Here is a 24,732-nt window from a genome sequence, read left to right as displayed (position 1 = left end):
TTCGCAGTGGCGTCTATGTGTTTGCGAAAACTGTTGTGCGCCAACGTATTTATCGACGGGCGGCCCCTGCATTCACCGCAATCACTGGTGCGTGGTGGCACCCAAACCCGGGTTCCGGCGTTACCCAGACCGCCAGCCTTGGAAGCCAGCGGGATAGCTAGCCAAAACCGGCAGCATCAGACACTCGGCGTCTCGGTCCGACTGACTGACCGAGCAAGTTGAGCACTCCACCTCACGCCGATGGAGCGTAATGAACCCCCAGCCGGGTGAACCCGCGCAGAATCAGATCGGTCTTCCACTCCGGTACAACGCCTGGATCGAGCACTAGATCGTTGAATTCACCGGTCAGCATCTCCAGCGCAACAACAGCTTCCAGTCGCGCAAGGGGTGCTCCGATGCAGAAGTGTGGACCAACAGCGAACGAAAGGTGCGCTTTGTCGAGGCGATGTGGATCGAACACGTCGGGGTGAGGGAACCGTTCCTGATCTCGATTCGCCGACCCGATACCGAGCGCGACGACGACGCCTGCCGGGATCGTCTGCCCTCCGATAGTGACCTCTTCTTTCGTCTTGCGCCCGATGATCTGGATCGGCGCCTCAAACCGCAGCGTCTCCTCCACGAATGCCGTGATCAGGTCCGGATTGTCGGCCATCTGCGCCCGCAGCTCCGGCAAACGTGTCAGATGCACGATCATGTGCTCGAGCAGGTTCGTCGTCGTCTCGTTGCCGGCGACAACGAGGTGCATCAGATTTCCTAGCACCTCTTCGTGCGACATCCCGCCGTTCTCCTCGGGAACCGCTACCAGTCGAGAAATGAGGTCGTCCTGAGGTTCTGCGCGTCGCTCGTGGATTAGGCGGTCCAGACAATCGGCGAAGGGAATCACGTCATGCAACATGTCGCTGCGGGCCTGGCCTTCGAGTGCAGGTTCGAAGATCACCGAGAACCGGTCTGCCAGCCCGAGCATCCATTCTCGATCCGCTGCAGGAATCCCCAGGTAGTCCGCCACCACCATGCTCGGCAGCGGGGCGGCGAAATCGTGGACAAAGTCGAAAGAACCTTTGCCTCGACCAGCGGTCAGCAGCGACCGACATATCTGCTCAACCTGCGCCCGTCTCGACCTCACCTGAGGGGGCGCGAAGGTGCGGCCGTGAAGCTGCCGCATTTTTGCATGCGCCTCACCGTCCTTGTACATCATGATGTTGGAGAAGGTGTCGACGATGTGCGCCTGATGCCGATTTGACCTGTCGTGCCTGGATACGGGTTCATCCCAAAAACTCTCATGGCTGAACACCGCGGGGTGCTTCAGCGCCCAGACCACGTCGGCATACTTGGTGATCACCCAGGCCCCGATTGGCTCGTAGTAGAAAACCGGTGCGTGTTCCCGCAATCCTGCGTAGAACTCGTAGGGGCCGGTGGCATACGCCGCGCCGATGTCCACACTGTGCGTCATTTCTGGTCCTCGTCAAGAACGTGTGTCGGGTGAGATGGCCGGTCAACGGCCGAGTGAGCGGATCTATTCATCGGCGATCAACGCCCTCACCGGACAGGCTTCGATCGCACTTGTGGCGTCGTCTTCCAGTTCCGCCGGCAACGACTGCCCCTCGTGAGAGAACACAGCGATGTCGTCTTCGTCGAGATGAAAAAGCGATGGGGCGACGGCCTCGCACTGCCCGTTTCCCTGGCATCGATCACGAACAACCGACACCTTCACAAGCCAGCTCCAGGTGCAAACGATGAGTTGACGTAGATCACATTTGCAATGTAACTCTACTATTGACTTACTGTCAATGACACTGGGTCTACGCGAGGGGGAGCCTTCCGCAGCCGTCGCCCACCCCTGCGGCGACGCCACGATCCAAGCCACCCCCCATCGCCATTAGCGCATCCGCCAAGCGCCTACATCCTCACCCAAGCAACAGAGCGCACGATATTTCACACCTTTCGGGCCTCCACGAGCAAAGTCGATCCTATGTCATTGACTGTCTGTCAACCGCGGCATAGGTTGTCATCAAAACGGACGACAGTCGCCGTCGGCTTCTGCCGGTCCGGCCCCGCGCAGCCTCACCTAGGAGCCGTGATGCGTATCGCCAACCTCGACGGTCGCCTCGTCATCGTCATAGGTGACTCGGCAGTAGACGTCGAGCGAGCCAGCGGTGGCCAATTCTCGTCGGATCCACAGTTGGTTTATCGGAATTGGAGCGATTTCCTGGCGTGGGCCTCCTCAAGTGCTCATAGTCGGCGCCCCTCCCTGCCCTTCGACGTCAAACATCTGTGCACACCGGTCCCGCGTCCTGCGCAAATTTTCGCGATCGGTTTGAACTACCGTGACCACGTCGCGGAGTCAAACTTGGTCGCGCCCACCGAACCCATGGTGTTCACGAAGTTCGCCAGCTGCCTGACTGGCCCCTACGCCTCCATCGTCGCGGCGCCGGGAGCGCTGATGGATTGGGAGGTCGAGCTGGTGGTTGTCATCGGCCAACACGCCGCATACGTTCCGACTGAACAGGCATGGAGCCATGTCGCGGGCGTCGCCATCGGCCAGGACTTGTCGGATCGTCGACTCCAGTTCCGCGGACCCGCACCTCAGCAGTTCAACCTCTCCAAGTCGCGGCCCGGTTACGGGCCGGTCGGCCCATGGGTGGTCACACCTGACGAACTGGAGGATCGAACAAACCTCAAGATGAGCTGCAGCGTCGACGACGAAGTGGTCCAGCAATCGGGAACCGCCGAGATGATCTTCTCCGTCCCTGAACTCATCGCGCGACTTTCTTCGGTACTGCCGTTACTGCCGGGGGATCTGATCTTCACCGGAACACCCGGCGGAATCGGAGCCACGATGGCGCCTCCGCGATTCCTAACACCCGGCCAAATACTGACGAGTCGCATCGAAGGCATCGGTGAACTTCGCAATCCCATCGCCGCCGGCGCAGGCTCACCCCATTGAGACCGCACGCTCGCCACACCCCTCGGCAAGACACGAGCATCGGCAGAAGAGACGACAGCACATGTGGCCTTCACCTTCTGTCGAACGCCAGACTGCCCAAGGAACGCCACCGAACTGCCTGCACTGCAACGAATCTGATAGACGTCATATCGCCCCAGCGCTACGCGATCAGCCTCCCCAAGTCTGGCGGCAGATCTTCGACGAAACTGCGCTGGGCTTTGCAGCATAGATCACCCCAATTCTGCAGCCCACCCCGCGATATTCCCCAGCAGAAGACGAGACCGAGGAGCAATCGGCATGGCCAACGTGGATAACCTGTGGCCTGCGCGCTACGAGAGACCGGACGACCTGGTCGAGATCGAACGGGTTGCCCTCCCTCAGCGGGGACTGCCTGCGACGACCTATGCTGCGCTTTTCCGGGCGGCCAGTCTGTGGCCAGATCGCGCCGCGCTCAGCGTGATTCCCGATGCCGATCATTGGCAGAAGCCGGTGAGCCGCAGCTTTGGAGCGTTGCTCGAGGACGTACATCGGACCGCGAACATGCTGCGCGACATAGGTGTCCGCAGACATGACGTCGTCACCTTGATCAGTCCAAACTGTGACGAGTTGATAACCGCGACCCTGGCAGCCCAGCTTGCCGGCATCGCCGCACCCGTCAACGGGTCACTTTCCGTCGAAACCGTAGTCGATTTGGTTGCACGGACTGGGTCGAGGGTTGTCATCGTTGCTGGCCCAGAACTGGACGACACGAATTGGCAGACCGCACAGTATCTGGCACGCGAGAGTGCGGTCGACAACCTCTTTATCCTTCGTCCCACCGGCGTGATCACCGCGTCGATGCCACCCAGCGCCCCGGGGGCGTCGACTGCCTATCTCACTGACGGGGCCCAGGGCTACGACGGGTCGGCATTCCACGGCGACCCCCCACAATCACAAGACCTGGCTGCTTTCTTCCATACCGGAGGCACCACGGGCACACCCAAACTCGCCGCGCACACCCATGCCAACGAAGTCACCAATGCATGGATGCTCGCAGCCAACTCCTTGCTCGACGAAAGCGGAGTCATTTTCGCCGCCTTACCGCTGTTTCACGTCAACGCCGTGGTGGTTACGTTGTTGGCACCGCTGCTTCGCGGTCAACACACGGTGTGGGCGGGTCCGCTCGGGTATCGCGACCCCGCGCTGTATGCCAATTTCTGGAAGATGGTCGAGCACTACGGTATCAACGCGATGAGCGCAGTACCGACTGTGTACGGGGCTCTCGCTGCATGCCCCGTGGATGCAGCCATCTCAACGCTGCGGTTTGCGATGGTTGGCGCAGCGCCGCTGCCGCCGGCCGTTCGCGATGACTTTGAATCACGCACGGGCACAATGCTAATCGAGGGATACGGACTGACAGAAGCTGGATGCGCCAGTGTGCGCGGCTTTGCTGAGGACCGTCGACGAGGCGCCATCGGTCAGCGGTTACCCTACCAACACGTCAGAGTGGTACAGGTCGACGGGAACGGACGCTGGCACGATTGCCGAGGTGGGGAGATCGGACGCTGGCGATCGCTGGCCCCACGGTGTTCCCCGGCTATTTGGCGGGCCGCGATGCGGACGGACAATTTGTGCTGGACGGCTTCGGAGCGCTGGTGGACGGCTGGCTCGACACCGGTGATCTCGGGCGGATCGATGAGGAAGGGTTTGTCTACCTCACCGGGCGCGCCAAAGACCTCATCATCCGCGGCGGCCATAACATCGATCCTGTCGTCATCGAGGATGCACTGCTCGCCCATCCGGAGGTGACCGGCGTCGCCGCGGTCGGTCGACCCGATGCCTATGCCGGCGAAGTCCCGACCGCATACGTCACCTTGGCGCCGGAGGCCACGGTCGTCGCCGATGACCTGCAAACCTGGGCCGCACAACACATCACCGAACCGGCCGCTAGACCAAGGACCGTCAGCGTCATTGATGAGCTACCACTCACCGCGGTCGGGAAACCGTACAAGGTTCCGCTACGTGCCGCAGCGGCACACGAGGCCGTGCACGAAGCACTCGCTGAGGTCATCGGCGTCCTCGACATACGGACCGGTCTGCGCAACGGTTCGCCGATGACGACAGTGGTGATAGCCGGCGAAACCGACCGCTTGACGGTCGAAACGGCCTTGGCCCGTTACACACTCGCCTACATGATTGAGCGGGATGAAGGTAAGCACGCCGCCAGCAGTGGGCGGCCTTCGAAGGCTTTCATTGACCATGAGTCAATGAATGAAATGGTGGTGCGCGACGGTACCGACAACCGGAGAGAGTGAGAACGTCGACATGAAGTTGGCCCATCTCGTATTGCAAACCCCCCGGCTGCAGGTACTCAAAGACTGGTATTTGAAGGTTCTGAACGCTCGCGTTGTCCACGAAAACGCGTTCATCGCGTTTCTCACGTTCGATGACGAGCACCACCGACTGGCGATCACACAGATTCCAGGACTCGCCGAACGCACCCCCATCACCACCGGCCTGGCCCACTCTGCCTATACCTTCGACTCCCTCGAAGAACTGCTGACGACCTACACCCGCCTGAAAGCCGAAGGCATCACTCCCCGCGTGCCGATACAGCACGGCGTCACGACGTCGCTGTATTACCGTGACCCGGACGGCAACATGGTGGAACTCCAGATCGACAACTTCGCCAGTCCCGATGAGGCGACGGAGTACATGTCCGCTGACGAGTACGCCACTGACCCCATCGGTCCGAGCTTCGATCCCGACACGATGGCGACCGCGTTGGCCGCAGGCATCCCCGTGACCGTTCTAACGTCGAGGCGGTGGGCGCTAGAGACGCCACAGCTCAACGTCCTGGAATTGATGTTCACGTGACCCGGTTGCTCCGTGGTTGCGCCACCAGACCCTGAGCCCATGACGAGCCGAAACACCATGGCTAGAACCGATATCCCGCGGCCGACCCCCGCGCCGACATTCCCGCCGGCGGTTACCGAGTCGCCGACTGCTGGTGCTTCACCGTCACCCGCTGCAGCAACCCTCACACACTGCGTCCGTGGGTGCCCGAGCCGCTGCATGCCCTCGAGTCGTTGTTGTGCTTCACGGCAACCCGGATGCCCTAGGTCAGCGGGCTCGGTGTCGACACCGAGCGTGGGCAACTCATCGTGGTCTAATACGTTGAGAAACAACGAGATTCCGATCTGGCTATATACGTCGGCAATCGCGCCGCCGTCGCCAGTGCGCGTGAAGTCTCGGGACTTCTGAAAAAACTCAGCTTTGCCCGACTCGATCTCTCCTCCCACACACTCAACTACAGCTCGCTATGGGGTGCGACGGCAACCATGGGATTCAAGCACCGCACACTAGGTACTACAGATGCACCGGACGAACTTGCCCGTCCTGCGTTCACGCTCAAGATGATTTGCGGTCGCAGCATCCGTCGGCGCACCTGCGAATTGGTCAGCACCAGGATCACTGAGGTGACCATCAAGCGGACGGGCTGTGCAAGATTGCAACCCTTCGCCCACGTGATGGCGGGGATGGCGGGGATGGCCGACCTACCCGTCCTCGATATCGTCGACGCCAACCCGCGTCCCGACAGGCCTGCCCCTGAGTGCACTCACCGTCGTCTGCGACGACCTCGCCCAACCGCGGTGGCACCAGCGCAGATCCGCTATACCCGCACAGGGATAAGGAGAACCAGGTGAAATTGAGATTTGCGATCAGCTACGCCGACGATTTCAGCGAAACCATCGATAACTTCGTGGAGTTCGAAAGCGTCGGTGTCGATCGACTCACCGTCCCCGAGGTATCCAGCTTCGATGCGGTGAGCCAACTGGGCTACATTGCCGCCAAGACAAGCCGAATCGAGCTGGCCTTCGGGACTATACAACAACACTGAGACGAACGGCGCGATCCATCGAATGACAGTTCCACTGCGAACGTATGACAGCTACACTAAGCTCGGACAGCGTCGAATGCAATTGTGGGACCACACTTTCGGCGCTACCGGTAGCCGGCCGTACTAGATTTTGTCGTGTTCCTCTCGAATCGGTGTTGGGCATCAACGAAGTGCCAAGTCTACTCGGGCCCGCTTATGGCGCCCTCGCTTCCCATCAGGGGTCCGCGGTGGGGGTTGGGTATCTCGCACCTCCAGGTGATTGCCCGACCGGGACCGTGTAGGTCATCCACGGCCGATCTTGTCGTCCCGCTCAGCGGTTAGGTCATCTAGGAAAGCGGGAAGGCGCCCGCTTTAATTTCAGTACAGATTCCCGGACGACAATGCGGCCAAATCCGAGGCGGACGGCCACGCGCGAGAGAGCCGACCCGCACACGGCCGCCGGCCGGCTTGTCGGAACCGTAATGAGGAGGAGCTGCCATGGAACTGCACCTAGTCTTTGAGCTGCGTTCGACGGCTGACGCCACGCCGCACCGCGATCAGTATCCCGCCATGCTGGACATTGCTGAATGGGCCGACGAGCGAGGGTTTGCCTATGTCAACTTTGGCGAGCATCATGTGTCTGAATCTGGTTATCTCCCATCACCGTTGGTGACATGCGCTGCGGTCGCGGGTCGGACCACACAGATCAGGATGCGGCCCAATGTGCTGCTGACACCGTTCTACAATCCGATCCGACTAGCCGAGGATGCGGCCGTGCTGTCACTGGTCTCCGGCGGCCGCTTCGATCTGGTGCTCGGCGGTGGCTACCGGCAACGCGAATGCGACTTGTACGGAACCGATCTCAAGGATCGGTGGCGTACGATCGGCGATACTGTCAAGTTCCTGCGGCAGGCGTGGTCTGGCGAACCCTTCAATTATCAGGGTCGCACGATCTTCGTGCGGCCCATCCCTGAAACCCCACCGACACTGTTCCTCGGCGGCGGAGGTGAGGCGGCCGCGCGCCGCGCCGCGCGCATCGCCGACAGCTTCTCCACACCACACAGCGAAGCGCTGTGGCAGCCCTTCCGTGAGGAATGCCTCAAGGTGGGGCGACCCGACCCAGGTCCGGCAAAGCCGTTGGGGCCAGTGTTCCTCTGGGTCGCCGACGACGTGGACAAAGCATGGGACCTGCTGATGCCGTATGTGATCAGTCAGATCAAGGAGTACAACGCGTTCACCGTCGAGGGGTACGGCGAGGCCGCTGGCCCGTACAAGAGCGGGGAGACGGCGGCCGAGGTGCGCCAAAACCCAGCCTACCGGGTGCTGACCCCCAACGAGGCTATCGAACTCGGCCGGCAGCTCGGACCACGCGGGGTGTTTCTGATCAACCCGCTGCTAGGCGGAATTCCGCCGACCGAAGCATGGCGGATGCTCGAATTGTTCGACAACGAGGTCAGACCGCACCTACCAACGTCGGAGGTCGAGGCCCGGTGAAGGTCTGTGGTCTCGACCACATCCACCTCTTGGTCTCCGATTTGCCGAAAGCGATCGCCGTCGCCGAGGCGCTAATCGGCGGTAAGAGTTCGGATCCGTACGGTGGGCAGGAGTGGAATGCATGGGCCAGCTACCACCAGCTCGGTGGTTTCGACATGTTCCAGCCGATCGACATGGACAAGCCGATATTCGGCGGAGTAAGCGAGGAACTCGGTGTCTACATCGTGGCGTTCCGCGTCGACGACATCGACGAAGCTGTCGCCAACGTCACCGACCTGGGCCTGCCGATCGTCAGCAGGATCGGCAGCGAGGAGGCCGGTTTCGGCAAGCAGATGCTGCAAGCCCAGCTGGAACGGTACTTCGGGGCGCAGATGGAACTTGTCGAGCGCGGGTTGCCCGATGATCCGCTGCACTGTCCGATTCCGAAGTACCTCGACCACATCGAGTTCTATGTGCACGACATCGCCGCAGCCATGGACTTCTTCACAATGTTGACCGGTGCGTCCTTCCCGCCGCCGGCTGGCGGTCACCACCCTGATGCCGTATCGACCACCAATGGCCTAGGTATTCGCCTTACCCAGCCGACGGCACTTGATGGTCCGATCTCGCAGATCATGGCCACCCACGGCGAAGGTGTGCATTCGGTGGGCGTGGTCACCGCGGATCTTGACCGTGCCATCACAGATGTGACCGCGCTGGGGCTGACCGTGCACAATCGCCGCGAAACACCCGACGGGCCGACTGTCGTTATCGACCCAGTCGATTTCCTCAGTATTTCACTGAAAATTGTTGAGCGGGTCTGAGGGGCGCAGGTCAAGCGAGGCAGCCGGGTGGGGCCACCATTCGGCAGGCAGGCATCCAGATGTCGTCCTGGTGACCCCACGGCTCACGATGATCCTTTCAAGGACGGTCAGGTAGCTGCCCGCGCAGCGCAGGCGTGGGCGTGGGCGATAAGAGTCGGTTCCGGTCTCGATGATGTTGCCGCCGAACGTGAGTCGGTCACCGATCGCGGCGCACAGGCACGGGTCGGTGAAGGTCTTGGTCCACGATCCGAAGCTGTCGTTGGAGACGATGGCCACGCTGTTCTTCGCCGCGACGCGCGGGCTACACGAGCAATATCTCTTCGCGTTCAGTCAGCACCCGGAACAACAGTTCGGCTCCGCGACGGTTCCCGGATGCCGAGAGCCACAGCACGAACAGGGGACACTTCGTAGAGACACCGGCAATCACGGTGTAGAACTCGCCGAAGTCGACCTTGGCCTCTGCACCGGGCTCATGGGTCTGACACCACAACCTCGACCCCAGTCTTGCCGCGTTCACGCCGCCAGGCCTGCACGTAACGCGACACGAAACCTCGCTCAGGCTGGCGTCGTGCTCGGCGCCGAGCCGCTGCCAGATCCGTCGGGCCGTATGACGCTGCTTGCGAGCGCCCTGCAACCATGCGTCGATGATGGCGGTCCACAGCGCGATCGCGGGCCGCGACCGCGGATAGGTCTTGCGCGTCGGTGGCAGCGCACTATCGAGGGCTTGTCGGACGGTGCGCCGGTGGGCCAGATGCCGCTCTGCCAACTCGCGCACCGACAACTGCTCGCCCCGTGGGTCGGCCCGGATCGCCCCGAAGAGTTCCACTCGGGCATCCACCTCGTTCGTCCTCCCTGCGCAACGGCGTCGGTCGCCGTTCGACAGGAATCATTCATCCACCGGAGGGGCCGTACTGATGCAGACTCGCCCAGCAGCGGCCACCAACCACGATCAGGACCTAGTGCAGAAAACGTCACCTATCGGGGCCAGAACAGATGACCACGCTCACCACCGGCGTCCGTCCCGTCGATCCCAACGGCACAGAATAGGGGTGTATCAGTTCGAGCATGCGACGATTGGCAGCATCGCCACACCCGCTACGGCCCGTTGGTGTGACCTCAGTCAGCGACGACCCGCGCTCGGGTTTCGTCAGTGGGCGCTGCCGGTCACGTGTCGATACAGGTCCGCCACCACAGATTGGCTCGTGGGTCCGTGTGGGGGGACGAGCAACGCCGTGTGGTCGGCTTGGCCGCGAATGAAGATGCCCCGCAGATTGGAGAATTCCCGGAAGCCATCAACGCCGTGGTGTCGACCCATACCGCTGGCACCGCTGCCACCGAAGCCCATGCTGGGCAGGGCGGCCTGCCAGCCGGCCGCATTCACTGCCGCCCCACCCGAGGTGATGCGCGCTAGTAGGTGTTCGTTCTGGCTCTCGTCGGCACCGAAAATGTAGGCGGCCAGCGGACGGTCACCGGCGGCGATCTCGTCCAGAACCTCATCGAGGTCGTCGTAAGGCAGAGCGACGAGGATCGGGCCGAAGATCTCCTCGCGGGCAACCCGCGTGTGCGGTGCGGGGTCCACGACCAGTGTCAATGGAAAGCGCCGTTCGTCGCGATCAGTGATCCCGTCAGCGTCGAGTGCGATGACGTCACTGCCCGCGCTGCGGGCCTCTTCGACCATCTCCTGAATCCGGTCGAAATGACGAATGGTCAGCAAGCCTGTGACGTCGGCAGACGTGGAGAATGCGGGCGCCGCGCTCGCCATCGACTGCCGAGCAAGGGTGACGAACTCCTCCAGCCGTGCGCGGGGCACGAGCACATGGTCGACAGACACACAAATCTGGCCACTCTTGATGCGCTTGACGCCCAGGATGTGCTCGATGTTTGCCTCAGTCACGCCGCTTTCGGTGAAGATCGCCGGGCATTTGCCGCCGAGCTCAAGTGTGACCGGGGTGAGATTCTGTGCCGCAGCGAGCATCACCTCACGCCCGATGTCGGTACTACCGGTGTACATGAGGTGGTCCCATGGCAGCGACGAGAACGCTCTCGCCAATGCGATGCCGCCGACTGCGGTGGTTACCCGGAGCGGGTCAAAAGCGCGGACAATCAGCTCCTGCAGCAACTTAGCGGAGGCTGGGGCAAGATCCGACGGTTTGAGTATCACCCGGTTGCCGGCGGCAAGCATCTCGACAATCGGGCCTACCGCGAGTTCGAATGGAAGATTCCACGGAGCGATGTTGCCAACGAGGCCCTTGGGTTGCGGCCGCACGAACGCTCGCCCGTTGCCGAAGATCGCTGGGTCAAGAGGCCGGCTGTCGTCAGACATCCACTGATCGAGTGAGTCGGCCGCAAACGAGGCGCGAGCCGCGACACCGAGGATTTCGACGAAGTCGGTAAAGCACCTCGCGTTCACGCCGAAGTCCTCGCGCAGCGCTTCCTGGATTGGCTCGCGGTTGCCAACCATCATCGCTGCCAACGAGCCGAGCAGCTCGCGCCGTTCGTCTCTGCTTGGGTAAGGATCGTGAATCTGTGCGTCGCGCATTGCCTCAAAGCTGTTGCGCAAGTCATCGATTGCATCGACGTCTGCGTTCACCGCAGCGTCACGCTGGATGGCGAGTGTCATGAGCTTCTCCTCCTCGACCGAATGGTATGCCTTCGATGCCGTGATTATCGGAATGGTTGAGCAGACTGCTTTTCGTGACATTGCGCCCGGGTCAGCATTGGTGTCACCGAGAGTGCGCCCCCGCCGCCAAGGCCCTGACAATCGCCTGCCCTCAACAACCCGAACGTAGGATTCTCGTTGCCGGTCAAGTCCAGGAGATTTAGATGAGTCGACGTCACGCGTCCGGCGGAGTCGAGTGAACGATGCCCCCGAACCACGCCGCCTCAGCCTCCTCGGTGGGCTCGGGCAGAATGCGCCCATCTTCCATGGCCCATTGCGCCGGTACGTCGAGGACGGCGACCACGACAGCCATGGGAGCGGCTCCCGTCAACGAGGTGTAGGCCTGGAAGATTCTGGTGATGAGCCGCTCTCTGAGTTCTTGTGGCCTGCCAGCACGGATTTGTCCACGAATGATGCTGGGACTGGCCGCTTTACCCGATGAGTACATGTGTTCAGCAGACAGCTCGGGAAAGACCACGTGGACGAAATCAGCTGGCGCCCCGGTTTCTTCGGTATGTATTGCGGTGACCTGTTCGGCGAATACGCGGCGTTGCTCTGCATCGAGTGAACCCTCTGCAGTCAGACACTCGTAGACCGGCATGCCCCCTCCCTTCGTCAGACTGGAGCCGAGTCACCGGTCATCAAGAGCCCGGCATTCATGAAATATGATCAACCCTAATAGGTTTCGCGTCACCGCATGCCGGCCGTCGCGACCGCTATCAGCTATCAGCTATCAGCTATCAGCTATCACTCTAACTATTGATTGACTATGTGTCAACGAAATCACGCGGCGGCGAATGGCTCCGCCAGCGGGCGGCCTCGACGCCGCGCTGCCAACCACGTCGATACTCGGTCCGCAGCGAATACACATCGCTGTGGAGACGAGTGCCGCTTGGAAGCGCCGGGCTTAATTCGACCGCCCCGCCTGAGGCGGACATCCGCAAGGGCACCCGAGTTATTGGGGCAGAAGATATCCCAAGCAGATTGTCCCAAACACAACCACCATCCAGAGACCGCACAGGGCCTGAAGCCACCTGGGTGCTGCGGCGATCTCCATGTACGAGGCGACGACAAGGACCACTTTGAATGCCGAGAGGCCGATGACAATTATGGTGGTCAGGATCGACGCTCTTGCGAAGGTACTGTCCGTCCACGATGCCAGTGTCAGCGCGACAAGCGTGGCCCACACGACGGTAGCGGGCGCCCAACCGGGATGCTCTGGCGTTTGCATGTTCACTCAACTCACACTCGAATGATGTAGATCAGCAGAAAGAGCACGATCCAAAACACGTCCACGAGGTGCCAGTACGCCCCAGCGCCCTCCATGAACATGATGTCCGCGGACCTGCGACGCACCTTGCGCGTGCGACCCACCATCAACGCCAGCACGATCATGCCGACAAGGACATGCAGTAGATGTATTCCTGTGAACACAAAGTAATACATGTCGAACAGATTGTTGACCGCGTCGGCGCCCGCTTGGATCTTATGGCGGTACTCGAACACTTTAACGATGACGAACACCGCACCTAAACCCCACGCCGCCGAAAAAAGGCGGCCGGCGGTGGCGAACCGATCGGCTCGGGCCAGACGCAGTCCCGAGGCCACACACCACGAACTCGTGATCAACGCAAGCGTGTTGACTAGACCGAACACACGGCCAGCATGTCGACGACCCGCATCGAATACCTCAGGCTGATCGAAGGCGCCAGCTGTCCATACAGCGAAGAACACTGCGAACACAACCATGTCCCCAAACAGGAAGACCCACAGCTCTCGTTCACCCGGCACATGTCGCTTGGGGGTTCTACTCGCTGATTCGCTGTGTTGGGTAGTCATTCGCTTCGGGGGCCGTGTCCACGATGCACGTAACGGCGGCGGCTCAACGTGATGACGTCGTCGCAAGGCAGCAAGACTAGAGCCGGCGGCGACGGGTCAACGGGACAATGATGAATGTCACCACGAAGAAGAACGACACGAAGATGACGGCTGGTATCCAGAACCCGACAACCCCATCCCACGCAAAGGGACCCGTTTTGAAGAAGTAGACCAGCAACTCGGGCAGGAATAGGATCCCGGCCCAGAGGTTGACATATCCGGCCCACCGAGGCATCACTGGCTTGTCACGTGAACTCACCACAAGCAATGCGTATGCCGCGAGGAAGAAGATCATCACGAACAGCGGGATCCCGCCCATGATCAACAAAAACGTCAGATCGATTGCCAGCTGCGTGATCTCGGGACTGCGGTCGATACGGAAAGCCGCGGCCGACAAGAAAAAACCTGTGAGAAAGTTCGACACTAGGTTCGTCGTCAGGGTGAAACCCATCATGATGGTGACGATCCCGGCGCGGCCCTCGATCTTGCGGATCATCAGCACCAGTACCGCCGAACACGGCATCAGGAGCACCGTCGCCACCATGATCGCCACCGCTGCGAGCATCAGCGAGGTGTGGTGTGCCGCAACAATGCCAGCGACCTCGTTGGCCGACAAGGCCGGAGAAATTGGCGGAAAGAACCGGGCCAAGCCAAACCAACCGATACTGAACAACACGATGAAGGCCAGCGGCGTCCACGCGGCCATCTGCACCAGTGGGTCACTGCCCCGCTGGGTCGTAGTACCGGTCATTGGGCCTCCTTGAGTTCTATCGCGCACGAAAACAGCGGGCCACGTACGCGGGTCGGATCCGGATTGGTTGTCGTCAAGCAGCGCTCTTCGGCCCAGAGCAGATTGACGACCTCGCTGTCCGCGAAACTGGCGCGATGACCGCGTCGCAGAGAAGCTCCGACGACGAGTGCGCTAGCCTCGCCGCCGATCGCAGTCGAACACTTCTCCCGCGATTCAAGCCGGAAGTCGACGTTCAATGCCCGACGGGATAGTCGTAACACCTAGTGCGCCGACGGGAGTGTTCATCGGTTGTTGGCGCACGGAGTGACCATACAATTTCACTGATTCATTGTCAACGAAATGTGAGCGCTGCGGCAACGCCGTTGAATTTGTCGCTCAGCCGCCCTCGGGAAGGCGCAACATTTTGGCTAGCGCCGGATCGATGGCGAGATTCGGATCCAAGGCGACAGCCTCCCGCAGCGTGTGAAACGCCATGCGGACCATCCACTCGACCAACTCCGAGATCTCGAATGGCTCGCCGTTTTGCAGCCAGTAGACCGTCGCTTCGTCGATTGCGCTTACCAAAGCGCGCCCCGCCATGCGTGCGGCCGCGTTTTGCGGGTCAACGCCAAACAGGACCGTAGTCGCCTCGACTGCACGCCAGCGCGCCGCTTCGAAGACTTCCCACGCTTGTGGATCGGCGCCCCGGCCGCCCAAGACCAAGCGAAGTGCCAGGCCTTGATGTGTCACTAGGTAACGCAAATGCGAGGTCAGCCCGTCACGCAGTTGCTGCGCCGGGGGTGACATGGGGTCGAATACGAACGCTCGATCTAGTTGCTCCGCCGCACCCCGCATCGCTTCCAGGTAGATGCCTCGCTTGCTGCCAAAGTAGTGAAAAAGGAGGCCGTGGGCCACGCCGGCCGCTGCTGCGATCTCGGCGGCGGCCACATCTTCGTATCCGCGTTCGGCGAACATGGCGACTGCGGTATCGATGATCCGCTGACGGGTTTCAGCCTTTTGTACTGCGCGGCTGGTCTGCCGCACCGGTGGTGGAGTTGGCAAGGTGGTGTCTCCCATCGACCTGTCCAAATCTGACCATCGGCGGCAACGCCGCCATCGCTAGGTCCCAGTCTAGGCGGACAGTGCATCGTGGCTGCGGCCATGCACCTGCATCACTACTTCGTCTCGATTTCGTCTCGCCGGGTTCGGCGAGGGTGTCGCCGACGGGTGTTCGTTGTTCGCGGCAGCCGCATCTCCCCGCCGTGTTCGCCGAACGGAGCGTTCGCGAGCTACTGCAGGTCTAGACGAACACCGACGCCCTCCCGCGCGTAGTCGGAAGCTTGCAACAAATCGGCGAAATCGAGGTCGTCGAGCCACGGAGTTCTCGTGCCGCTATCGGCAGCTAGGCGACTGCCACTCGCCGGGAGTTTGATCAATGGGCGAGGCCACGTTTCATCGAGTCGACGAAGAGTGTCCTCGAATTGACTCCATTGCTCAGCGACCAGTTTTGTCACCCGCTCTTTTCCACGTTGCTTTCGTTGCCCGTGATGTCCTTGTATGCGCCGTTGCGCACCATCGGCGCTAACGCCAACCTCAGGAAATCGATCCGCGTACGCAACTCGGCGGCAATGCGGAGCGTGTCGGTGAGGGCTGGACGACTCGATGTGTATGCGCGAATGCGGCCCTCGACTGCGGATTGTCGTGTGGCGCCATACGTTTTTGCGCTACAGGCTAGCTGACTGATCATCAATGACGTAGAGTCACCTAAAGGTGCTGGCCGGACTGCCGCGCACACCCGGAACAGCCGATTCGCTGTGACGTACCGGCCCTCACAGTTGCACCGCGATCCGCCGTCAGCGAGGAACTATGCTGCGTATCGATACACACCAACACCTCATCCCACCGACGTATCGCGACGCGATGCGTCGAGCCGGCCTGGGCCATTTCGCGGGGCGAGCACTGCCCGACTGGACTCCCGAGGCGGCCCTAGCCGCCATGGCCGAACTCAACGTCTCTACGGCTATCTTGTCGGTATCGGCTCCAGGCACCACCTTCCTGACAAACGTTGCAGACGCCACCGCCCTCGCACGCGACATCAACGACTACACCGCTGAGCTCGCCAAGAATCAACCCGACAGGTTCGGCTTCTTCGCGACCGTGCCGATGCCACACGCCAAACAGGCAGCGCACGAAGCGGTTCGCGCCCTCGACGAGTTGCGCGCCGATGGCATCATCCTGCTTGCCAACAGCGCCGGGACCTACCTCGGCCAAACTGGTCAAGGCGACCTGTTCGCCGCATTGGACGCCCGATCTGCCGTGGTGTTCGTCCACCCGGGAGAACTGCCCGGCCCCACAGTCACGGGTATCGCGCCATTTGTCGCCGATTTCCTGCTCGATACGACCAGGGCCGGCTATCTACTCGTCCGCAACGGAGTTACACGTCGGTATCCCAATATCCATTTCATTCTCGCCCACGCAGGCGGGTTTCTCCCCTATGCGTCGCATCGCCTCGCGCTTGGCCTCATGGGCGAGGTGGGGCGTAGTCCCGCCGACACCCTGGATGAATTCACCAGTTTCTATTTCGACACCGCACTGTCGTCAAGCGCCGCGGCGCTACCCAGTCTGCTCGCGTTCGCCAGACCAGGCCATGTCCTGTTCGGCTCCGACTGGCCCTTTGCGCCGTCAGTGGCCGGACAACTTTTCGCCGCCGGTCTCGACACCTACCCCGCGATCGATGACTCCGAGCTGGAGTGCATCAACCGCAGCAATGCACTCACACTTTTCCCGCGGCTCGGCGCCGCAACTGTGCCAATACCCACACGGCGGACTACCGCGTTGGGCCACAGCATCATCCGGCGCACCATGCGCACCGTCGTCGGATTGATGGGAACCACCTGACAGTCTCGAGGTCCAGCGGCACTCCCAATTCACTAGCGCGCGGATATCTGCGCCACCCGCATTCCCATGAACGGGGATCAACAACACAGAAATTCGAAGGCGCGGCGCATCGTGGGTACTTGGTCTGGGGCTCGGCCGCGTGACCAGTGCGGTTAACCGCAAGCAAAAGTGATCTGCGCCGATCTGCGAACCTCGTCAACCGGGCCACCGAGCAGGCCTGAATCCGCGGGTTTGCCTGCACGTGCACCACCACTGAGTGGTAGGCGCATCGAGGTGCACGCGTGACCTGCTCCCGAGGTCCGACGCAACATACCAATGCTCGGATCGGTAAATCGCATCTTCAGGGATTGATCGTGTTCTCCCCCACTTGCCGGCCCCAGACGTACTCGGAGGCCAGCGGCTGCCCGAGCTCGAAGTGGTTGTACGGCGCGATGCTGGCACCGGTGTCCATCACCAGATACGGCATCGGCCACAGATCCCGGGTGATCGGCTGCCAGCAGCCCGGCCGGCCCTCCGGCCCACCGTGTGCGTTAGTCCGCGGCAGGTTGTCCGGGTACACGTAGGGGTTGCCCGCCCCGAGGATCTCGGAGTTGGTAGCTACCGAATAGCCGTTGCCACCTTCTACGGCTGCAAGTTTGGGTGCGACATCGTGGAAGTTGCGGATGGTGCAGAACAACTCAGGGCTGTAAAAGTCAAACAGTTTGGTGGTGGCAAGTAGGTCCTGTGCACCGCGCACCGCATACGGGCCGCCTCGCTCGAGGATGTCGCCGCTGGTGTTGCCGAAGCCGACGGCCGCAATCAGCGTCTCATCGATTTCCCTTCGCTGTTGATTCAGCGTGCGGACCGTGGTCACAGCATGGGTCAGGCCGTCGAACAACTCCGGCGAAGCGACTGCGTACGCAGTGGCTAGATCGGCCAGCCCCTCTGTGTCTCGGTGAATTTGGGGCATCCGAGCATTCAGGTCACCCAGGATGTCGTTCCCGTTGACCAGTGACTGGCCGAATTTATCGCCGAGGCCGTCGAGAGCCTGCGCAGCCGCGGTCAACGTCTGGTTCAACTTGACTGGGTCCACTTGTTGCGAGATATCTACGATCGTCTCGAACAACGTATTGAACTCAGTGGTGGTCTTAGTGGCGTCGAGCACCGCTCCATCGGTCAATGTCACCGACGACGGGTACTCGGGGGACAGCAAGGAGATGTACTTGTTACCGAACACAGTCGTTGCGCGCAGTTCGGTGCTGACGTTCCGCGGGATGATTTGCAGGTATCGCGGGTCGACGTCAAGGGTCAACCTGGCGCGATCGGATTCACCGTCGGTGACCGCATCCGAGGATTTCAGGCGCCCAATGGACACCCCATTGAATGTGACCTTGGAGCCTGGGTCCATCGATAGCCCGGACCGCTGGGCTATCACCGTCAAGCTCGCCGTCTCGTCGAAAGTGCCACGGAACTCCAACCACGTCACACGTAAGACAATCGCCGCAGCCACAAACAGCACCATGCCCGCCAACTTGTAGGGCGGGGTCTTCGAATCGTTCAGGGTGGTTCGTTGTTCGGGCCAGTTCGACAGGCTCATCACGCCGCCCCTGCCACGAGGACGGCCAAGACTGAGCAGCCACTGCGTCGCACCACATCCACAGAGGTCTGCGCAGACTCAATCACCTTGGATTCCGCCGTCTTCGAATGGGCCGATCATTGCCCACGTGATCAATTCACGTTGCGAGCCGGCGATCCCGTGCTGGTGAGCGCACAGCGGTGCCGCAAGTGCGAGCCACCGCGACAGCCGGCCCTCGTCGACAGAGTCGATCCGCACCACATCGCCGCTGGAACCGCCTATCACGCCCAACTGCACCAGTGAACAAGTAGCACTTGATCGCCCCTGCAGCTGCCGTCGCACCTGGCGAGTATCCCTGCATCAGGACGCGACGGTCACTGCACTACGAACCGAAAGAAGTTCACTTTCTTGGCGCGCAATCCAAGATCGTCTGCACCCCTGGGTATTTCGGATTCCTGCAGAAGCTCGAAATTCGCACGGAGTTGCTCGTCGGAGCACAAGGCGCACCCAACTAGAGGAATGCCGCGGTGTTGGGTTCAGTTCGACCAAGCGTCGACGACATATCGTCCCGTGTTGCGCAACTCATCGAGCCACGCGCCCGCCTCGGCGTGACCGCCTCCGTGGCGGAGATAGACCTCACGCAGCGCCGCTTCGACGCCGGGCACCAAGCGGTTCGCGTCGCCACAGACCCTCACCGCTGCACCGCCTTCCAGCTGAGACCACACCCGCTCGTGTTCGTCGATGATTCGATGCTGGACGAAAGTGTGGCCGTTTTCGGGCGCCAGCGCGAAGGTGGGACGCATATCAACGGCGCCGTCGGCCTGCGACTGTTCGAGTTCGGCGCGGTGTAGGTAGTCGACATCGGGGTCGTCGCAGCCGAAGTAGCAGGTGAGTGCACCGCGGTCTGAAGTGTGCAACCGATCGTGGATCATGCCTCGGAACGGGGCCAGTCCGGTTCCGGCGGCGATCGCGATCAATGGCTGACCCGGACTCACCCGGAACGCCTCGTTGCAAGCCAGGACACGGCCCAGGACCACGTCACCGGGTTGCAGACGGCTCACGAAGTACGATCCCGTCCCACGATAGGTGCCCGCGCCGTCTCGATGTGGCACCTCCAACAGCGCGACCATCAGATCGACGGCGTGCGGCTGGGCCAACGGTGACGACGAGATCGAGTAACGGCGCGGCCGCAATCCCGGAAGCATGTCTAGGAACGCGTCGAACCCGAGTTCCACGGATCGGTAACGCTCGAGGACGTCCAGAATGCTGATACCGGTCGCGGTGACGCGTTCGGCGAACACCGCGGCGTCGTTGGCCAGCTCCTCCAGTGGCGTGCGTTCGGGTGGGCAGGCGCATTGTTGGGCTAGGACGGAAAGTTGCTCCTGCGTCGCCGGTTGCTGCAGTTCGACGTAATCGGACAGCACGGCGCGAAGGGTTACCGGGCTGTCGGTAGGCATCGCCACGCGGCTGCGGCCGCTTCGCCTGATGATGACCGAGCTGTCCAGGTTCAAGTCGAATCGCGCGGCAACGCGTTCCACCAGTTCGGGGCAGTTGCGAGGCAGCACGGCAAGATGATCGCCGGTGCGGTAACCCGCGTCGGCGGGCAGACTCAGCCGCAGGAATCGCTTAGACCGCCCGATAGGGCTACTGGTGTCGACGAGTTCATGGGACTGCAGGACGATGAGTTCCTGGAGTCCGTGGGCAAGCTTGAGTGCGGTGTCCAGCGACTCGGGCGCCGGTTCGACGATGTACACGCTCTCGGCTGGTGTCCTCTCGATGGGCGGGGCAGCGTCTTCGGCCGCCTGCAACAATGTCGCCCATAGGGCTGCGGTCCAGCCGTCGACCATGCCGGCGAAATCGCCTGCGACGTCGACGACTCCACGCTCGAGGACTCGAGTCGCCCCGGCCGCGGCGAGCCGCTGATCGAGCAATGTCGGGATGTACTGGTAGGTGGCAGCCCAGTTGCGGTCGCCGACACCGAGAACGGCGTACCGAACTCCGCGCAGAGACTCGGCGGGCAACTTCTGGAGCCAGTCGACGAATTGCGCGGCGTCGTCGGTCGGGAGCCCGTTGTACGAGGACGCCACGATGACCGCCAGTGTTCCGTCTGCCAACTGGCCAACCGCCTTGTCGATGGATTTCACATCGGCATTGAAACCCAGCTCGGTACCTTGAGCCGCGAGGTCTCGACCGATGCCGGCCGAAGTGCCCAGATTGGAGCCATGCAGCACGAGCAATTTCGCCCCGCCCGCAGACTTCAGCCGGGCTGGAGCAGACGCGGCGGAGGGTTGTGGCGCGGCGCCCGGCAGTGCACGCCGCCGGTCCGCAGCGGTGCGGCGGATCAAGCGCAGAGTCAGCCCGTCGGGCTTGATCGTGAGCGTTTGGGCGATGCGCAGCTGGTAGTTGGTGTGGTCGTCGAATCGGTAGCGGTGCACCAGCATCGCCAGCACCAGCGTCGCTTCATGTAGGGCGAACTGGCGCCCGATGCAGGCGCGCTCCCCGTTGCCGAAAGGCTTGAACAGGTGCACTGGGCGTTGTTGGCTACGTTCCAGCGAAAACCGCTCCGGGTCAAAGGATTCTACGCTGTCGCCCCACTGCCGGTCGCGATGAAGCTGGGGAATGAGAATTTGCAACGATGCCCCGCGAGGTATGTCGTAGCGGCCACCGATCACAGTGTCCTCGGTTGGTTCGACAGCGTATCCCGGCGCAGTCGGCCACAACCGCAGCGCTTCGTTGAGGACCTGTTGCATGTAGGTGAGGCGGCCGACGTCGGCATGGCTGGGATCGATGTCGTCATCGATGCCCCACAACGCGTCCACCTCGGATTGTGCCCTGAGCAGGACTGCGGGATGCTTGGCGAGATAGTGAATCGCGAAGGACATCGCGCCACTGGTGGTTTCGTGCCCCGCGATCAGGAAGGTAATGACCTGGTTGCGAATGTTCTCGACGTCCAGCGGACTCCCGGTGCGCTTGTCGGGGGTGTTCAGCATTCTTCCGAGTAGGTCTGTTGTATCCGCGCTTCCGGCGTCGCGGCGAGCGCGGATCACCTTGTCGACAACATCCCGCATCAAGGCGATATCTTGTTGATATCTGCAGTTGGCCACGACCTTCAATCCTCGGAGCACAGGCGGTGTTTCGCCGATGCTCTGTGCATGAAGCAGAGCGCGAGTCATGGCAACGATGAACGGATGGGGTTGATCGCGTTCGAACGACTGGAGGTCGAAGCCAAAGCCGCACAGGCCGATGGTGTCGAAGGTCAGCCTCGTCATGTCGGCAGCGATCTCGACGGCATCGCCGTTTCGTGCGTGGTCATCCCATCGACTCACCAGTGCGCGAGCCACGCCCACCATGGTGGCGTGGTAATCGCGCATCGCCTCCAGGGAGAAGGCGGGCAACAGGATGTCGTGCGCCTTGCGCCAGTTCGGCTCGTCGTTGAACGCGGTGAACAATCCGTCTCCACCGATGTCGCGCAGTCGGACCAGATCGTGGTGCACGCTTTTACGGAACCGCGCAGGGTCCGACAGCTCGGCCACTAGATCCGCCCCGGCGACGAAAACCAATTCCTGGGCAAAGACCCGGAGCCGGAAGATGGGGCCAAGCTCCTCAGCCAACGACATCACATATACCAACGTGTCGGCCCCGCCGGGGATGCTCAGTGCATGACCGACAAACGGCAGCGCAGGCGGCTCGGGGATCCAGGCCTGGGACTGGGCTGTGGCGGTCATCAACGGCTCCTCAATTTGCGACGGTGGGACTCGCGACCACGGTAGCACCGACTCGTTCATACGACATAGTCACATGAACGAGTCGTAATCAAAGCAATTTGATTGCCTATCAGGTACCGCGCAGTCATTGGCACCCAACGCAGCTCCGCTGCAGGTGGGCGAATCACCGGTCCGGCATAGCCACCGAGGACAGCATGCGGCGCCAGGCGGTCAGCCGCGCCAACGCAGCGACCGCGCCCGTCGTAAGCGCTGTGTCGTCGGCGCACTGCGTCGGCGGTCGCGGCGCCATGCGCGATGGCACCACGGCATTCGCGGTCGAGTTGTCGACGGGAACCGCATACCTTGCGCTCACCGTGGCGTTGCATCCCAATCCAGTCAGCAAGGCACGCATATTTTGGCGCGCCATCGACGTGATGCAGGACATGCATGGGACTGCCGCAGTTTGGTTGACTCGTTGATGTGCCCTGGGTTGCATGGAGTCGGTTTGCCTGACTTTTGGTCACGACGTCCCGTGAAGGAGCCGTGTCGATGCCCATGCGTTATTCCGAAGAGTTTCGGCGCAGAGTGCTCGATCTGGCGCCCGCCGGGCGCCCTATTGCCCAGATCGCTGCCGATCTGGATATCAGCGACCAAACCATCTACAGCTGGCCCCCCAGGAGCTCATCGACACCGGTCAGCTGCCCGGGCTCAACCGCGCCGAACTGGCCGAGCTCAGTGCGGCCAATAAACGCATCCGCGAGCTGGAGACCGAAGTTGCCGTCCTGAAAAGGTCTCGTGAGCTGCTGCGGGAGCCGAATGACCCGAGAGGCGATTCGCGGCCATAGCCACCATGGCCGCAGAAGGACTACCTGTGCAGGTCGCATGTCGGCTATTGGCGGTGACCGATTCGGGCTACTACGCGTGGCGGTCGCGGGCTCCATCGCCACGCGCGCTGCGCCACGCCTAGCTGACCGATCAGATCCGGGCCGTGCACACCGCCTCACGGGGCACCTACGGTGCACGCAGGGTTCATAGCGAACTGACTCTCGGGTTGGGTCTGCAGGTCGGCCACACCCAGGTGCAGATGCTGATGGCCCGTGCGACCATCAAAGGCCTCACCAGGAACTCGCCGTCCCCGACCCCGTCACGAGACTCCCCCGGCGAGCGATCTGGTCGAGCGGATGTTCACCCGCGAGTCTCCAAATCGGTTATGGGTCACCGATATCACCGAGCATCGCACCTACAAAGGCAAAGTGTTCTGTGCGGTCGTGCTGGACACATTCTCCAGACGGGTGGTCGGCTGGTCGATCGATTCGAGTCAGACCGCAACCTTGGTCACCAACGCGCTGGGGATGGCCATCGCTAACCGTGACCCGCGGGCCGGTGGGATCATTCACTCGGATCACGGCGTGCAATTCACCTCCTGGGCCTTCACCGATCGGGCCAGACGGTCAGGGTTGGTCCCGTCGATGGGTTCGATCGGCGACTGCTACGACAACGCGATGATCGAATCATTCTCGGGCAGAATGCAAACCGAGCTACACAACCGCAAACGCTGGAAGACGAGAATCGAACTCGCCAATGCGATATTCGACCACCTGGAGATCTTCCACAATCGCCAACGGCGTCACTCCACCCTCGGTATGCGCACTCCGATAGAGCTCGAACTGCTACACCAATCCGCCCAACCCGTGGCCTGAAACCAAGCATGGCGACACCACAAAACCAGGACACATCAGCGAGCCAACTGAACCCGGGGCAGTCCCATTGTTATCCGTGGCGGTGTAGCTTTTCGACCTCGACGAGACGCTGGTCGATCGCGCGCAAGTAGTCCGCCAGTGGGCCGCTGACGTCGCTCGCGGTTATCCCGGCGATCATGTGGCTGAATGGCTAGTCGACTGGGACACGACAGAAAGCGGCGTACGGTCCGTGACAACTTTGCCCACCCCTGTCCCCGCCCATATCTAGCAGTACTGGCAGCACACCTCGCTGGCCCCCCATGCGCGACAGATCGATCAGCAACGTGGCCCAGACATGACTAGCGCTTCCCGAAGGCCGAATCCATTTGACCGGCGCTACGGTCCCCCACCCTCGCGGCCGCAGCCTCCAGACCTGACCTGTCTCACTTTCATGTCACAAATGACATCCGCGTGACACGCAAATTGAGACTGTGACATTTCGTTTGAGAAGCGACACGCACCGTAGATC

The 24,732-nt window shown here is 61.7% G+C and carries 19 protein-coding genes and 3 pseudogenes; 10 read left to right on the top strand and 12 right to left on the bottom strand.

Annotation, left to right across the window (positions count from 1 at the left end):
- Window positions 1-232: 232 nt before the first annotated feature.
- The gene (locus tag ACXPWS_RS10145; protein WP_458712312.1) at window positions 233-1,450 is read right to left on the bottom strand and encodes a cytochrome P450; all 1,218 of its coding nucleotides are present in this window, start codon (window positions 1,448-1,450) and stop codon (window positions 233-235) included.
- A gap of 63 nt (window positions 1,451-1,513) precedes the next feature.
- The gene (locus ACXPWS_RS10140; protein WP_458712311.1) at window positions 1,514-1,711 is read right to left on the bottom strand and encodes a ferredoxin; all 198 of its coding nucleotides are present in this window, start codon (window positions 1,709-1,711) and stop codon (window positions 1,514-1,516) included.
- 366 nt (window positions 1,712-2,077) lie between these two features.
- Between ACXPWS_RS10140 and ACXPWS_RS10135 the strand changes: the two genes are divergently transcribed.
- From ACXPWS_RS10135 to ACXPWS_RS10105, 7 genes and pseudogenes are all read left to right on the top strand, one after another.
- Complete coding sequence (locus ACXPWS_RS10135; protein ID WP_458712310.1) at window positions 2,078-2,944, top strand: fumarylacetoacetate hydrolase family protein; 867 nt, start codon at window positions 2,078-2,080, stop codon at window positions 2,942-2,944.
- Between the two features lie 297 nt (window positions 2,945-3,241).
- Window positions 3,242-5,127: pseudogene (locus ACXPWS_RS10130) on the top strand (acyl-CoA synthetase); the annotation flags it as partial.
- 121 nt (window positions 5,128-5,248) lie between these two features.
- Window positions 5,249-5,800: a VOC family protein gene (locus tag ACXPWS_RS10125; protein ID WP_458712309.1), complete on the top strand. Its 552-nt coding sequence runs from the start codon at window positions 5,249-5,251 to the stop codon at window positions 5,798-5,800.
- A 323-nt stretch (window positions 5,801-6,123) separates the two neighbouring features.
- A complete protein-coding gene (locus ACXPWS_RS10120; RefSeq protein WP_458713480.1) occupies window positions 6,124-6,630 on the top strand; it encodes an acetoacetate decarboxylase family protein in 507 nt (168 codons plus the stop codon).
- Complete coding sequence (locus ACXPWS_RS10115; protein ID WP_458712308.1) at window positions 6,627-6,824, top strand: LLM class flavin-dependent oxidoreductase; 198 nt, start codon at window positions 6,627-6,629, stop codon at window positions 6,822-6,824. Before ACXPWS_RS10120 ends, ACXPWS_RS10115 begins: the two co-directional genes overlap by 4 nt.
- Before the next feature lie 477 nt (window positions 6,825-7,301).
- Window positions 7,302-8,297, top strand: coding sequence for an LLM class flavin-dependent oxidoreductase (locus tag ACXPWS_RS10110; RefSeq protein ID WP_458712307.1), 996 nt, complete (start codon window positions 7,302-7,304; stop codon window positions 8,295-8,297).
- Window positions 8,225-9,100 carry a VOC family protein gene (locus ACXPWS_RS10105; RefSeq protein WP_458712306.1) on the top strand — a complete coding sequence of 292 codons (876 nt, stop codon included), beginning with the start codon at window positions 8,225-8,227 and terminating at the stop codon, window positions 9,098-9,100. Before ACXPWS_RS10110 ends, ACXPWS_RS10105 begins: the two co-directional genes overlap by 73 nt.
- Window positions 9,101-9,207: 107 nt before the next feature.
- Here the strand turns inward: ACXPWS_RS10105 and ACXPWS_RS10100 are convergent.
- The 8 genes and pseudogenes from ACXPWS_RS10100 to ACXPWS_RS10065 all read right to left on the bottom strand — a co-directional run.
- Window positions 9,208-9,467: pseudogene (locus ACXPWS_RS10100) on the bottom strand (ATP-binding protein); the annotation flags it as partial.
- Window positions 9,468-10,247: 780 nt separating this feature from the next.
- A complete protein-coding gene (locus tag ACXPWS_RS10095; protein WP_458712305.1) occupies window positions 10,248-11,720 on the bottom strand; it encodes an aldehyde dehydrogenase family protein in 1,473 nt (490 codons plus the stop codon).
- A gap of 214 nt (window positions 11,721-11,934) precedes the next feature.
- Window positions 11,935-12,360 carry a tautomerase family protein gene (locus ACXPWS_RS10090; RefSeq protein WP_458712304.1) on the bottom strand — a complete coding sequence of 142 codons (426 nt, stop codon included), beginning with the start codon at window positions 12,358-12,360 and terminating at the stop codon, window positions 11,935-11,937.
- Between the two features lie 354 nt (window positions 12,361-12,714).
- Entirely contained in the window at window positions 12,715-12,990 is a 276-nt protein-coding gene (locus ACXPWS_RS10085; RefSeq protein WP_458713479.1) for a cytochrome C oxidase subunit IV family protein, read from the bottom strand.
- Between the two features lie 11 nt (window positions 12,991-13,001).
- On the bottom strand, window positions 13,002-13,508 hold the full coding sequence (locus tag ACXPWS_RS10080; RefSeq protein WP_458712303.1) for a cytochrome c oxidase subunit 3: 507 nt from the start codon (window positions 13,506-13,508) through the stop codon (window positions 13,002-13,004).
- A gap of 166 nt (window positions 13,509-13,674) precedes the next feature.
- Complete coding sequence (locus ACXPWS_RS10075; protein ID WP_458712302.1) at window positions 13,675-14,388, bottom strand: hypothetical protein; 714 nt, start codon at window positions 14,386-14,388, stop codon at window positions 13,675-13,677.
- 375 nt (window positions 14,389-14,763) lie between these two features.
- Complete coding sequence (locus tag ACXPWS_RS10070; protein ID WP_458712301.1) at window positions 14,764-15,444, bottom strand: TetR/AcrR family transcriptional regulator; 681 nt, start codon at window positions 15,442-15,444, stop codon at window positions 14,764-14,766.
- Window positions 15,445-15,877: 433 nt separating this feature from the next.
- Window positions 15,878-16,114 carry a hypothetical protein gene (locus ACXPWS_RS10065; RefSeq protein ID WP_458712300.1) on the bottom strand — a complete coding sequence of 79 codons (237 nt, stop codon included), beginning with the start codon at window positions 16,112-16,114 and terminating at the stop codon, window positions 15,878-15,880.
- A gap of 119 nt (window positions 16,115-16,233) precedes the next feature.
- Between ACXPWS_RS10065 and ACXPWS_RS10060 the strand changes: the two genes are divergently transcribed.
- Window positions 16,234-17,265, top strand: coding sequence for an amidohydrolase family protein (locus ACXPWS_RS10060; RefSeq protein ID WP_458712299.1), 1,032 nt, complete (start codon window positions 16,234-16,236; stop codon window positions 17,263-17,265).
- Window positions 17,266-17,605: 340 nt separating this feature from the next.
- On the opposite strand, the gene ACXPWS_RS10055 is transcribed toward ACXPWS_RS10060, so the two are convergent.
- Window positions 17,606-18,841: an MCE family protein gene (locus ACXPWS_RS10055; protein ID WP_458712298.1), complete on the bottom strand. Its 1,236-nt coding sequence runs from the start codon at window positions 18,839-18,841 to the stop codon at window positions 17,606-17,608.
- Window positions 18,842-19,356: 515 nt separating this feature from the next.
- Window positions 19,357-22,545 carry a cytochrome P450 gene (locus ACXPWS_RS10050; RefSeq protein ID WP_458712297.1) on the bottom strand — a complete coding sequence of 1,063 codons (3,189 nt, stop codon included), beginning with the start codon at window positions 22,543-22,545 and terminating at the stop codon, window positions 19,357-19,359.
- Window positions 22,546-22,739: 194 nt separating this feature from the next.
- Between ACXPWS_RS10050 and ACXPWS_RS10045 the strand changes: the two genes are divergently transcribed.
- Both ACXPWS_RS10045 and ACXPWS_RS10040 read left to right on the top strand, forming a co-directional pair.
- Entirely contained in the window at window positions 22,740-23,003 is a 264-nt protein-coding gene (locus ACXPWS_RS10045; protein WP_458712296.1) for a hypothetical protein, read from the top strand.
- A gap of 70 nt (window positions 23,004-23,073) precedes the next feature.
- Window positions 23,074-24,224 (top strand): annotated as a pseudogene (locus ACXPWS_RS10040) (IS3 family transposase).
- Window positions 24,225-24,732: the final 508 nt, after the last annotated feature.

The organism is Mycobacterium sp. BMJ-28, from assembly GCF_054404835.1.
This window is presented reverse-complemented; position numbering and strand designations above follow the sequence as displayed.

Excerpts from the sequence above, each read along its gene's own strand:
- ACXPWS_RS10085 (WP_458713479.1), bottom strand. The coding sequence starts at position 12,990 with ATGCAAACGCCAGAGCATCCCGGTTGGGCGCCCGCTACCGTCGTGTGG.
- ACXPWS_RS10135 (WP_458712310.1), top strand. The coding sequence starts at position 2,078 with ATGCGTATCGCCAACCTCGACGGTCGCCTCGTCATCGTCATAGGTGAC.
- ACXPWS_RS10110 (WP_458712307.1), top strand. The coding sequence starts at position 7,302 with ATGGAACTGCACCTAGTCTTTGAGCTGCGTTCGACGGCTGACGCCACG.
- ACXPWS_RS10065 (WP_458712300.1), bottom strand. The coding sequence starts at position 16,114 with ATGATCAGTCAGCTAGCCTGTAGCGCAAAAACGTATGGCGCCACACGA.
- ACXPWS_RS10050 (WP_458712297.1), bottom strand. The coding sequence starts at position 22,545 with ATGACCGCCACAGCCCAGTCCCAGGCCTGGATCCCCGAGCCGCCTGCG.
- ACXPWS_RS10070 (WP_458712301.1), bottom strand. The coding sequence starts at position 15,444 with ATGGGAGACACCACCTTGCCAACTCCACCACCGGTGCGGCAGACCAGC.
- ACXPWS_RS10045 (WP_458712296.1), top strand. The coding sequence starts at position 22,740 with ATGCGGCGCCAGGCGGTCAGCCGCGCCAACGCAGCGACCGCGCCCGTC.
- ACXPWS_RS10095 (WP_458712305.1), bottom strand. The coding sequence starts at position 11,720 with ATGACACTCGCCATCCAGCGTGACGCTGCGGTGAACGCAGACGTCGAT.
- ACXPWS_RS10105 (WP_458712306.1), top strand. The coding sequence starts at position 8,225 with ATGGCGGATGCTCGAATTGTTCGACAACGAGGTCAGACCGCACCTACC.
- ACXPWS_RS10060 (WP_458712299.1), top strand. The coding sequence starts at position 16,234 with ATGCTGCGTATCGATACACACCAACACCTCATCCCACCGACGTATCGC.
- ACXPWS_RS10090 (WP_458712304.1), bottom strand. The coding sequence starts at position 12,360 with ATGCCGGTCTACGAGTGTCTGACTGCAGAGGGTTCACTCGATGCAGAG.
- ACXPWS_RS10080 (WP_458712303.1), bottom strand. The coding sequence starts at position 13,508 with ATGGTTGTGTTCGCAGTGTTCTTCGCTGTATGGACAGCTGGCGCCTTC.
- ACXPWS_RS10075 (WP_458712302.1), bottom strand. The coding sequence starts at position 14,388 with ATGACCGGTACTACGACCCAGCGGGGCAGTGACCCACTGGTGCAGATG.
- ACXPWS_RS10055 (WP_458712298.1), bottom strand. The coding sequence starts at position 18,841 with ATGAGCCTGTCGAACTGGCCCGAACAACGAACCACCCTGAACGATTCG.
- ACXPWS_RS10125 (WP_458712309.1), top strand. The coding sequence starts at position 5,249 with ATGAAGTTGGCCCATCTCGTATTGCAAACCCCCCGGCTGCAGGTACTC.
- ACXPWS_RS10145 (WP_458712312.1), bottom strand. The coding sequence starts at position 1,450 with ATGACGCACAGTGTGGACATCGGCGCGGCGTATGCCACCGGCCCCTAC.